The organism is Mesorhizobium sp. CA10 (genome assembly GCF_020165285.1).
Lineage (GTDB): Bacteria > Pseudomonadota > Alphaproteobacteria > Rhizobiales > Rhizobiaceae > Mesorhizobium.
Genome location: NZ_JAIUHV010000003.1, coordinates 663,926 through 673,742, shown reverse-complemented (window position 1 = coordinate 673,742; position 9,817 = coordinate 663,926). Strand labels below are relative to the sequence as shown.

Genomic DNA, 9,817 nt, shown 5'->3' with positions numbered 1-9,817 from the left:
CCTTACAAGGACCTGAAGGATTACCCATTGCTCCGACGGCTGGTCGAAGCATCGCAGTAGCTCGTTGCGCGGGATGGCCCAAGGCACACAGACAGCAGAGATTGAAGCAGGCACACTGTCAAATTTTCTCGCCAGTGGAACTTCCCGAAGGAGCCATCGCTGTGCGCATCGAGGCCGCGCTCGAACACTGATCCACCCCTACGGGCAGGTGAATACCCGTTGAATGATACGTCACGGGCCTGTCGACCCAGGGCAGAGCATCATGACGACCTACTATTTCCACGTCGACTACGGCTAATTCATCCCCGACGAAGATGGTGTCGATCTCCCGCGGCAAGGAAGGAGCCGTGCAGACTGCCGGCGAGATGATAAACGAGAGCAAGCGCTTTTTCTGGAAGTATATGAAGCCATGTTGACGGACGATGAAGATCATCTCCTGTTCACGCTTCAGTTCGCGGCGAAAGTCACATCAGGGAATGCGCTCCACATACCGCAAACGGAGGCTGTGCACGGCTAGGCCGCCGTCCGACAAAAAGCCGCCGGCCAGAGCCAGCGGGCAGTACTGGAGTTGCCTGGGGGCGCGAAGTGGCAACGTGCGCGGCAGGCTACTCGGGAACAGCGCTAATCCCCGAGTTGTTCCCCCGACACCTGTGTCTTGCCCGTCAGTCGTAACACGCGTCGGCCAGACGTCTTATCGGCAAACTCATAAGTCCCGACGACGCAACATATTCCGCAGATCTTCATTTGGGAGTGCTGGCGAGCATAGTCCCTTCATCGCCAGTTCATGGATGCCCACCATTACCTGCGATGATGGTGGCATCCATCAGCCTAAAGGTGCCGGATTGCCGATTCCTCAAGAGCTTGACGACGAATATCTCACCTTTGAGTGCCCACGGTGCGAACGCCCCATCGTTCGAAAAGGCACATGGTTTAAAACCATATCCTCATTCAAATGCCCGTCCTGCAACGCGGCGCTGAGGCTCGGATACCCCGAAAAGCTGCACCTGTTCGAGAAGCACAAGCGTCTGTCCGGGGGACCTCACGAACCGGCGAACCCGCCTGCCTGAACCAAGCCATGGCTAGCCGTCCGACCTGCATGGATCGCATCGCACCCCAATCTTGCTCAATTGATCGATTATCAAGCTCGCAAATGGGCTGCTTCTTCGAATAGGGCAAAGACCTTAGACTGAGGTAGGGGGCGACCGAACAGCCAGCCCTGTACGTCGGTACAGCCATTCTCCCTGATCAACTGATACTGTTCCTCAGTTTCGACGCCCTCGGCTGTCGTGGTCATGCCGAGAGTGGCCCCAAGTTCGGCGACGGCCTTGACGATCGCCCGGCTTTCGCTGCTTTCGCATATCAGGCTGACAAAGCTACGATCGATCTTGATGCGATCGAAAGGGAAAGAGCGCAGATAGCTGAGCGATGAATAGCCGGTTCCGAAATCGTCCATCGCGATGCTGATTCCGAGGTCGCGTAGGCTGTGCAATGTCTGGAGCGTATTGTCATTGTGCGCCAATAGCACCGACTCGGTGATTTCAAGCTCGAGCCGTGATGCCAACAAGCCTGACGAGCCCAATGCCGAGGCTACTTGAAGCGCCAGCCCCGGCTGCTTGAACTGCGCAGGCGAGAGGTTTATGGCAACCTTGACGTGGGAAGGCCATCTCGACGCGTCGCTACAGGCCTGTTTTAGGATCCATTCCCCCAGACCGTCGATAACCCCTGACTCCTCGGCGAGGTGGATGAACTCTGCAGGCGGCAGAAGTCCACGCACTGGGTGGTTCCATCTAACCAGCGCCTCGAAACCGGTGAGCTTCGAGGTCCTCGTATCATGCAGAGGCTGGTAGTGGAGCACGAACTGGTCTTTCGACACTGCCTGCGCCAACTCGGCTTCGAACTGGCGCTGCTCCTGCAGCCGTGCATCCATTCCAGGTTCAAACGACCTGCATGTGCCACGACCCTCGGTTTTGGCCTTGTATAGGGCGAGGTCGGCGTTGCGGATCAACGTTTCCGGGCTTTGTCCGTCGTTCGGGAAAACAGCAATGCCGACACTGCAACCGATGTTGATGTTGTGGCCCTGGATGGAGAATGAAGCGGACAAGGCATGAATGACCCGGCCGGCAAGCGCCCCGGCCTGATCATTGCCATTAAGCAGAAGCTGAACGAGAACGAACTCGTCGCCGCCCACCCTGGCGGCCATGGCGGTCTCGCCTACATGATGCCTCAGCCGGTCCGCGACAGCTCTCAGCAACTCGTCGCCGATGGGGTGACCTAAGGTGTCGTTGACCGGTTTGAAGCGATCAAGATCGATGCAGTGGACGGCAAGCTTCTCGCCTTGCCTGAGGCTGCGTAGGGCTTCGTCCATCGTGTCGGCCAGTAGACCGCGGTTGGGAAGTCCGGTCAGAATGTCGTGTGTTGCCAGATGCTGGATCTGGGCGGTGCGTTCTTCTACCCTCTGTTCAAGAGTCTCAGCCGCCTGCGCTTGCATCATCATGGTGCGACCGATGGAGTACCAACAAATCAGCGCCAGCAATGTGACAATCCCGACGGCCACATACCCAGCCAGTTCGAATTCCCGCACCGATCGAACATCGACATTGCTCGTGAATTGCGTGTCGGGAAAGCCAGCCCAAAGGCGCCAGGCGCTTCTTGGATCGTTGAGCGACAGCGGGATGACCTCGGAATAGATCAGCCTGGGATCAGGTTCCGTGAAAGATCTAGTATTGGTCACCAGCGATTCTGACATCCGGCGCTGGTCGGACTCGAAGCCATATCCGGCATTGACGATCACATAGCCACTGCCAGGCAGCAGCTTTCGCAGCGCCGAGGTGAGCATGATCGCCGAAACGGAGCCGCGCAGGGTTCCGTCCTGTCCAAAGACCGGAACCGAAAGAATGAAGCCAGACCGGTCGGCATCATCGCCGGTGCGAATGAAATTCGTGTTGTCACAGGTGATCACCTCTTTGGTCCCGATGATCGGCACGTTTAGCCCGTCAAGGGTGCTTGAGTTAGGGTAGTTTGCCTTAAGCCAGGCAAGCTGTTTTGCCAGCTCGTGGTATTCATAGGTCTCGACCTCCTCAGGCGGGCGAGTCAGCGCATTCTCGTCCAGCTTCCTGGATTTGGGCGCTGCCGCAGCTTCGGATCTCGCCTTGGCATTGACGATTAGCTGGTCGAACTGAAGAATTGGCTCCTCCAGCTTGCCGGTCACGGCGTCGAACCGATCGGGATCGAAATCCAGAGGCAGGAAGTAGACCTCCGAGATCGAGACGTTGTCGGCGAGGTTGTTGTAAATCTGCTGGATCGTTGCTCGCCCTTCGTCGCCGAGGTTGGTGCCGTGTCGGTCAAGGGCCCGGACGCTCGGCAGGAACGTCAGGGTTCGGACATTCTGATAGATCGCGTTCAGAGCGTCTTCGACGGTCTTTGCAGTCGCCCTCGAAGTTGCCCGTGAATTTTCCAGATATCGTTCCTTGGCAAGCGCAAATTCCCTGCTCGCGTCAATATGCAACCCCGCCAGGGTGACAACGCTAATCAACAGGATTAGGCCGAAGCCTATTGTTCGCCTGAAGGCATTCATCCGGGGCTCCCCTACCAATCGGCAGAGGTTAGTGTTGTCCGGTTTAGGAACCGCTAATGATCCACCCAGATTATGGGTTCTAATCTAGCAAAATAGGACCCTTACTCGCCGCAGCCACTGAGTGCGAACGGCCGGTAACGGCTGCAAATAGAAGCGCTTATCTTTAAAGGCGGGCTAACTCCCTCCGCCCGCTCGCCGCACTGTCCGAGGCTATCGAACGAAACAGACCGCCGGCTCCAACTCTATTGATTTCCTGCCCGACAGCTCGATTGCCACCACCGCAGGCGTGAATGAGCCGTGTCATGCCACCACCAAGTTTTGACGTCGCGCATGCTCCTCCGGCATTTGCGGCAGCGAACCTTCCGCACGAGGGCAGACACAATCCAGAAACATTCAGGAAAAACTGCAGAAATCATTCAAGCGTATCATGCTCTGGAGGGATCAGTTCATCGGCTGCAGCATTGCTGCACTTGCTCGGGTTTGCGACAAGCGATGCACAGAATCTCGATCAACTTGATGGGTGCGTTGCTCAGCTTGTCGCTCGCTACGGCAGCGACCGGAGCCTCCACCTCAAAGGCGGCGCCGCTCACCCGGACCGAGCGTTGCACCATTGTCAGCCGTCAAGTCGACGAAGCCCTCAAAACGCATGCCGCGGCAACGCAGGTCACCGCGGCGAAGGCTCTTCAGAGAAAGGGAAACCGGTACTGCGCCAAGAAGAAGGAGGCGCAGGGAATCCGGATGCTCGCGAAAGCTTTGAAGCTGCTTGGAGTGACACCCATCGATCCTGATGGGTGACGCTCAACCCCCGACTTGCCAAACAAGGAATAGACACATGAAAAAGTCTCTTCTGTCAGCCGTCGGTCTTGCATTCGCGCTCGCCGTCTCGATGCCAGTTCTCAGCCCTAACGACGCCGCCGCGGCTACGAAGCCAGCGCCAGCAGCGACGGCCGCAACTAGCTCTGCACCCGCTTCGGATGCTATGACCATGAAGAAGGCTAAGAAGCACGTAACGAGGGCCTGCAAGGCGACCAAGAAGCACAAGTGCCCGGTGAAGCACAGGAGGAGCGCCGCGAAGAAGGCCTATTAAGGTGTGAAGTATTGCAAAGAAGGCCGTCCACCTCCGCATATACCGGGATGGCCTTTTTTGCTCCCGCCTGCGACTGAGTGGGCGCAACGACCGGCTCTTCGTGCCGGCCCGCTCTTTTCGTCATGGACAGCAGCAGGCTCGTTACGCGCCCTTTGCTGCGTCCTCGATCAACCTGACCACGAAGTTGCGGCATCTCTGGCCCGGACTTATCCCCTATATTTCCAACCTCCTCCGCCCCCATTGCGGGTACAGAAACGGACACCTCCCCGCTCAACTGCCAACTGCGCGCTGACTGTGAATGTCCCAAAAACGTATCAGAACTACTCCAATTTTTAGGCTGCGATATTCAGCCTATGTCGTCGCGAATGCATGCCTTCATACGTCCAGGAGCTATCTCCCGTAGCCGTGGCACGGCGCCGGCACAGGCAGCGATCGCTGCGGGACAGCGCGTTCTGAAAACACATCCCGACGGCGGATTGGCGGGACTTGGGATGTCGCCTTTCAGTATCTGCCGTTGCTTCCTGGCGAACGCATCTGGCGATGGGACGGCCGACAGCAATGCCCGTGTGTAGGGATGCCTCGGCCGGACATAGAGATCGGTCGCGGGCGCGACTTCCATGATGCGTCCGAGATAGAGAACGATGACCGTGTCGCAGATATACTCGACAACGGCGAGGTCATGCGAAATGAACAGCATGGTCAGGCCAAGCCGGACCTGGAGATCGCGAAGAAGATTGATCACCTGGGCTTGAATCGACACGTCGAGTGCCGAAACCGGTTCGTCTGCAACGATAAACTCGGGCTCCAGCATGAGGGCTCGCGCGATGCCGATGCGCTGGCGCTGGCCGCCCGAGAATTCATGCGCGTATCGGTCATAGGCATCGACCGGCAGTTCGACGGCGGCGAGCGCCTTTTCGGCGCGGGCGCGGCGCTCGGGCCGACTACCGATGCCCTGGATATCCAGGCCCTCGGTGAGGATCTGGCCGATAGTCATGCGCGGCGACAGACTGGCGAAGGGATCCTGGAAGATATACTGCATGTTGCGACGTTGACGTCGAAGCTCCCTTGCCCCGAGCTTGACGATGTCCTTGCCGTCGAAGCGTATCTCGCCTGAGGTTGGCTCGATCAGCCGCAACACGGAACGGCCAATTGTCGTCTTGCCGGAACCGGATTCGCCGACCAGCCCGACCACCTGACCACGTGGAATGTCGAATGAAATATCCTGCAGCGCCTTGACCACAGGTCCGCGCGAGAACGCTGTCGGCGCGAAATGCTTGGTCAGGTTGCGAACGGACAGATAAGGAGCCGGCGCGCTCATAGCTCCTCCCAGCGGATGCAGCGGCTCGTCTGTGTCGGCGATACCTGCAACAGCGGCGGCACGGCGGCGCGGCAGGAGTCGATCGCCATCGGGCACCTTGGAGCAAAAGAACAGCCTCCGGGCAGCATGGCCAGCGAGGGGACATTGCCGGCAATCGTCGGCAGCGGTGTGCCGGCCGCCTTCAGCACCGTTGCTTGGCCAAGTCGCGGTGCCGATCGCATCAGGCCTGTCGTGTAAGGATGGCGCGGACGGGCAAAGACTTCGCCAACCGGGCCGGTCTCGACGATGCGGCCGGCATACATGACGGCCACGCGGTCGGCGATTTCCGCAACAACGCCAAGATTGTGGGTGACGAAGAGGATGCCCATGCCGCGTTCGGCCTGGAGAGTGGCAAGCAGATCGAGGATCTGCGCCTGGATCGTCACGTCAAGCGCCGTGGTCGGTTCGTCGGCAATCAGCAATGTCGGGTTGCATGCGAGCGCCATGGCAATGGTGGCCCGCTGACGCATGCCGCCCGAGAGTTCGTGCGGGTATTGTTTCGCGCGCCGCGCAGGGTCCGGGATGCCGACCTGCATCAGCAAGCGCACCGCTTCGGCTGCCGCCTCGCGATGCGATTTGCCAAGATGGATGCGCATCGGCTCGGCGATCTGCTCGCCGATAGTGTAAACCGGGTTCAGGCTGGTCATCGGCTCCTGAAACACCATGCCGATGTCGTTGCCGCGCACGCGGCGCAGTTGCTCCGCGTCCAGCCCGGTCAGCTCGGTGACGGAACCGTCGCGTCGTCTGATCGTGATATGGCCATGAGCGATATGGCCGATCTTCGGCGCCAGGAGCCCCATGATGGAGAGGCTGGTGACTGACTTGCCCGAACCGGACTCGCCGACCAGCGCCACGGTCTCGCCGGAGCCGATCTCGAGATCAACGTCCTGTACGGCCGCAATGTCGCGCCCCGCAATGCGAAACACCGCACGCAATCCGGCAATCTGGAGGATCGGCGCTTCCATGATCAGCCAAGCAGGCCGACGTCGCGCAGGATCGCGTCGACCTTGGCGGCTTCCTCGGCATTGAGATCGCGCTGCGGGCGGGCCATCCTGTTGGTGGCGATGATGCCGAGGCTGCGCATGGCGGTCTTGAAGGAGCCGACGCCGGCTGAACCGGCGCTGGTGCGCCCGAGCGCGATCCAGACGATCTCGAACAGCTTCAGCAGGCGTTCCTGCTCGACGCGGGCCTCGGCATGCTTGCCGGCCTGCATCAGGTTCCACATCTTGACGTAGCCGTGCGGGTCGACATTGGCGATGCCCGGCACAACACCATGCGCGCCCATGGCGAGAGCAGTATCGACCATGATCTCGGAGCCGGTCATGCCGAAGAAGCCGGCATCGCCGGCCATGTCTTTCAGTACATAACGCAGATTGCCATCGTCGCCGCTGGAATCTTTCAGGCCGGCCACGGTGCCTTCCTTGGCAAGCGTCACCGTCGTCTTGCGATCGAGCTTGATATGGACGCAGACCGGGATGTCATAGGCAATGATCGGGATGTCGATCGCATCCTTGATATAGCGGAAATGATCGATGATCTCCGGCTGGCTGGTGCGCGTGTAAAAGGGCGCGGTGACGACGATTGCGTCGGCCCCGGCCGATCTGGCGATCTTCGAATGGTTGATGACACGGTCGGTGGTCGGATCGATGACGCCGGCGAAGATCGGAACGCGGCCGTTGTTGACCTTCACCGCGTGCTCGATGATCGCCTTGCGCCCGGCTTGGTCGTGGAAAACCACCTCGCTGGTCGAGCCAAGCACGAACAGTCCGTGGACGCCGCCGTCGAGCAGGTTCTCCAGCGTCCGGGTGAACGACAGAAAGTCGATGCTGTAGTCGTTGTTGAGGGGGGTAACGACTGGCGGCACGACGCCGGTAAAAAGTGGCATTTTGAAACCTTCAGTTGAGATTGGATCGGGGATCGAAAGCGTCACGCAGGCCATCGCCAATGAAATTGATGGCGAGGACCGTGAGTACGAGGGCGGCACCGGGGAACATCCACTGCCAGGGGTATTGTTCGAGGACGACGGTGGAGCGGGCAAGATTGAGCATATTGCCCCAGCTCGCTTCGGGTGGTGCGATGCCGAGGCCGAGGAAAGACAGGCCAGCTTCCAACAGGATCGCGTTGGCGATCTGCAAAGTTGCGTAGACGACGAGGATATCCATGCAATTGGGCAGGCCGTGGCGAAACAGGAGATGCGGCAGCCCTGCCCCCATGCCGCGCGCGGCAACGACGAAATCGCGTTCGCGCAGTTCGAGGAGGCGGGCCCTGACCATGCGCGACAGAACTGGCCACGATAGCAGCGAGATGACGAGGATTGTCGGCGCGATGCCGGTGCCGGCGATCGAGGCAAGAACCAGCAAGAAGATGACTGGCGGCAAAGTCATGGCGAGATCGACGAAGCGCATCGCGGTTGCATCGACGACGCGGCCGCCGAAGCTCGCGATAGCACCGATGAGGAAGCCAATGACGGTGGAGATCGCGACCGAGCAGACGGCAACCAGCAGCGAGATGCGACCACCCTGCAGAAGCCGCGCGAAAACGTCGCGGCCGACACCGTCGCTGCCGAGCCAATGGGTGGCGGACGGTCCCTTGTTCATGGCCTTCAGGTCGATGGCGTTAGGAGCGTATGGCCACCACCAGTGGTAGGTCATGACCGCTATCAGCACGGGGATCACGATGACCAGACCGGCCCGCGCGGCGCGGTTCTCGATGAAGCGGCCGAGTGCGCGGCGCAATGGACCCTTGGTGCGCTGCATGGGTGGTTCGATCTCGGCAATCGTCATCACCCCACCTGGATGCGCGGGTCGACAAAGGCGTAGACAACATCGGTGAGAATGTTGACCAGAATGACGCAGACACCGATCACCAGCGTGGCACCCATGATGACGGGATAGTCACGCGTGCCGACGGCGTTGACCAGCAGCAAGCCCATGCCTGGCCAGTTGAAGACGCTCTCCAGGAAGATCGCGCCGCCGATCGCGATGCCAACGGTCGATCCGATCAGCGTGATGACCGGCAAGAGCGCGTTGCGGGTGGCGTGCTTGATGATCACCCAGAACTCTCGCACGCCCTTGGCCCGGGCGGTTCGGACATAATCCTGGTTGAGCACTTCGAGCAGCGAAGCACGCATATAACGCATGATCAGCGCCGCGTGGCCGATCGACAGCAGGCATGCCGGCAGAATTAGATGGGCAAGCACATCGGAGATCGAGAATGGCGCGCCCGCGGTCTGCATGCCGCCTGACGGCGCCCAGCGCAGCAGAACCGAGAAAAAATAGAGGCCAAGCAGTGCGGTCAGGAAGGCCGGACTCGATATGCCGATGAACGACAGCACGGACATCGCAATGTCGGGCCAGGCGTTGCGGCGCACGGCGCTGTAGATACCGGTCGTAATTCCGACGACAATGGCGATCGCCAGCCCCGCGCCCATCAGGAGAGCCGTGGGTCCGATGCGCTCCATCACCAGCGGCAACACCCGCACGCCGTTGCGCTGGATCGAATAGCCGAAATCCCCCGACAGAGCCGCACGCACCCAGCCGAAATACTGAAGCGGCAGCGGCCGATCGAGACCGAGGCGGTCGCGCAGGGTCTCGAGATCGGAAGCCGACATCGGCACGGAAGGATTGATATATGCGTCGATCGGATCGCCCGGCGACAGGCGCAACAAGATGAAGATGAGGAGGCTCAAGGCAACCAGCATCAACAGTCCTGTGGCGCAGCGGCGGGCTATGAAGCTCAGCATTGGCTTTCCGCAAGTGGATGGTGTGGGCCGAATCCCAGAGGAAACCGGCTCTTGTGG

Annotated in this window: 9 protein-coding genes; 2 read left to right on the top strand and 7 right to left on the bottom strand. The window is 60.1% G+C overall.

Annotated features, from left to right (window positions below; genetic code table 11):
- Positions 1-118: 118 nt before the first annotated feature.
- Both LB535_RS10210 and LB535_RS10205 read right to left on the bottom strand, forming a co-directional pair.
- Positions 119-433: a hypothetical protein gene (locus tag LB535_RS10210; RefSeq protein WP_224629180.1), complete on the bottom strand. Its 315-nt coding sequence runs from the start codon at positions 431-433 to the stop codon at positions 119-121.
- Between the two features lie 705 nt (positions 434-1,138).
- Complete coding sequence (locus LB535_RS10205) at positions 1,139-3,574, bottom strand: putative bifunctional diguanylate cyclase/phosphodiesterase (RefSeq protein ID WP_224632072.1); 2,436 nt, start codon at positions 3,572-3,574, stop codon at positions 1,139-1,141.
- Positions 3,575-4,066: 492 nt separating this feature from the next.
- Between LB535_RS10205 and LB535_RS10200 the strand changes: the two genes are divergently transcribed.
- Together LB535_RS10200 and LB535_RS10195 are read left to right on the top strand one after the other, a co-directional pair.
- On the top strand, positions 4,067-4,369 hold the full coding sequence (locus tag LB535_RS10200; RefSeq protein ID WP_224632071.1) for a hypothetical protein: 303 nt from the start codon (positions 4,067-4,069) through the stop codon (positions 4,367-4,369).
- 37 nt (positions 4,370-4,406) lie between these two features.
- On the top strand, positions 4,407-4,661 hold the full coding sequence (locus LB535_RS10195; RefSeq protein WP_224632070.1) for a hypothetical protein: 255 nt from the start codon (positions 4,407-4,409) through the stop codon (positions 4,659-4,661).
- Between the two features lie 346 nt (positions 4,662-5,007).
- On the opposite strand, the gene LB535_RS10190 is transcribed toward LB535_RS10195, so the two are convergent.
- From LB535_RS10190 to LB535_RS10170, 5 genes are read right to left on the bottom strand one after another with little or no spacing between them, the layout of a single operon-like run.
- Entirely contained in the window at positions 5,008-5,979 is a 972-nt protein-coding gene (locus LB535_RS10190) for an ABC transporter ATP-binding protein (protein WP_224632069.1), read from the bottom strand.
- The gene (locus LB535_RS10185; protein WP_224632090.1) at positions 5,976-6,986 is read right to left on the bottom strand and encodes an ABC transporter ATP-binding protein; all 1,011 of its coding nucleotides are present in this window, start codon (positions 6,984-6,986) and stop codon (positions 5,976-5,978) included. Before LB535_RS10185 ends, LB535_RS10190 begins: the two co-directional genes overlap by 4 nt.
- Complete coding sequence (locus tag LB535_RS10180) at positions 6,986-7,903, bottom strand: dihydrodipicolinate synthase family protein (protein ID WP_224632068.1); 918 nt, start codon at positions 7,901-7,903, stop codon at positions 6,986-6,988. The genes LB535_RS10185 and LB535_RS10180 overlap by 1 nt, the downstream gene beginning before the upstream one ends.
- 10 nt (positions 7,904-7,913) lie before the next feature.
- Entirely contained in the window at positions 7,914-8,774 is an 861-nt protein-coding gene (locus tag LB535_RS10175) for an ABC transporter permease (RefSeq protein WP_411969555.1), read from the bottom strand.
- Positions 8,775-8,800: 26 nt separating this feature from the next.
- The gene (locus LB535_RS10170; RefSeq protein ID WP_224632066.1) at positions 8,801-9,760 is read right to left on the bottom strand and encodes an ABC transporter permease; all 960 of its coding nucleotides are present in this window, start codon (positions 9,758-9,760) and stop codon (positions 8,801-8,803) included.
- Positions 9,761-9,817 lie beyond the last annotated feature (57 nt).

Coding starts and splice junctions, on each gene's coding strand:
- LB535_RS10210 (WP_224629180.1), bottom strand. CDS start 433: ATGATCTTCATCGTCCGTCAACATGGCTTCATATACTTCCAGAAAAAG.
- LB535_RS10205 (WP_224632072.1), bottom strand. CDS start 3,574: ATGAATGCCTTCAGGCGAACAATAGGCTTCGGCCTAATCCTGTTGATT.
- LB535_RS10200 (WP_224632071.1), top strand. CDS start 4,067: ATGCACAGAATCTCGATCAACTTGATGGGTGCGTTGCTCAGCTTGTCG.
- LB535_RS10195 (WP_224632070.1), top strand. CDS start 4,407: ATGAAAAAGTCTCTTCTGTCAGCCGTCGGTCTTGCATTCGCGCTCGCC.
- LB535_RS10190 (WP_224632069.1), bottom strand. CDS start 5,979: ATGAGCGCGCCGGCTCCTTATCTGTCCGTTCGCAACCTGACCAAGCAT.
- LB535_RS10180 (WP_224632068.1), bottom strand. CDS start 7,903: ATGCCACTTTTTACCGGCGTCGTGCCGCCAGTCGTTACCCCCCTCAAC.
- LB535_RS10175 (WP_411969555.1), bottom strand. CDS start 8,774: ATGCAGCGCACCAAGGGTCCATTGCGCCGCGCACTCGGCCGCTTCATC.
- LB535_RS10170 (WP_224632066.1), bottom strand. CDS start 9,760: ATGCTGAGCTTCATAGCCCGCCGCTGCGCCACAGGACTGTTGATGCTG.